Source organism: Limosilactobacillus mucosae DSM 13345 (assembly GCF_001436025.1).
Taxonomy (GTDB): domain Bacteria; phylum Bacillota; class Bacilli; order Lactobacillales; family Lactobacillaceae; genus Limosilactobacillus; species Limosilactobacillus mucosae.
On sequence record NZ_AZEQ01000070.1, the window covers coordinates 1 to 769 of the forward strand.

The following is a 769-nucleotide window of genomic DNA, read 5'->3' on the forward strand; positions in this document are numbered from 1 at the left end:
GTAGCTGCCTGGCTGCATTTTGGAAAAAAGGCTTGATCTGCCATCTGCCACGTTGCTTTGGTTACTGGCAGGTGCAGACTGACGATCCGACTCTGTGCCAATAAGTCATCCAATTCACGATACTGCACGCCATATTGCTGCTCTTGTTCTGGATCCAGTCGGTGACGCTTGTAGTAGTAGATGTTTTTGACGCCATAAGCTTTCAAGAGGCCGGCTGTCTTGCGAGCAATATCGCCAAAGCCAATCAGTCCCACGCTGCAGCCGGCTAGTTCAAGCAGGCTGGCATTTTGAATGTAGGCGCCCTTAGCTTCAATCTGGTGACCGTTCCGTACTGCCGCATCGTTTGCGACAACATCACGCAACATCCCGACCATCAATAAGATTGTCTGCTCAGCCACTGCCATTGCATTCATGCCCTTAGCGTTGCAAACGTAGACGCCGCATTCATCTGCCGCTTTTAGGTCAATCGCGTTAAAAGCAACGCCTTCCGAATGAATCACCAACAGATTAGGCATTTGCCGAATCAATTCATCTGAGATCGTCGTAATGGCATCAACAATAATAAAGTCCGCGTCACCAGCTTGACGAAGGTATTCTTCAACTGGTAGATCCGACTTTAAATCAACCAAACCGTTAGCAGCCGCGAACCGCTACAAGTTGCCCTGCTTGCCAATATGTAGTACTTTCATTGATAATACATAGGCTGGATACCCGTTACTTTAGTGACGGGAGGAAAGCCCCCACTCAAGAGGCTGGGAATTAACTATTA

The 769-nt window shown here is 48.5% G+C and carries 1 protein-coding gene; it reads right to left on the minus strand.

Annotation, left to right across the window (positions count from 1 at the left end; all coding sequences use genetic code 11):
- Window positions 1-629 (minus strand): NAD(P)-dependent oxidoreductase (locus FC47_RS10220; RefSeq protein WP_268888871.1); only part of this gene is annotated, 629 nt, incomplete at its 3' end.
- Window positions 630-769: the final 140 nt, after the last annotated feature.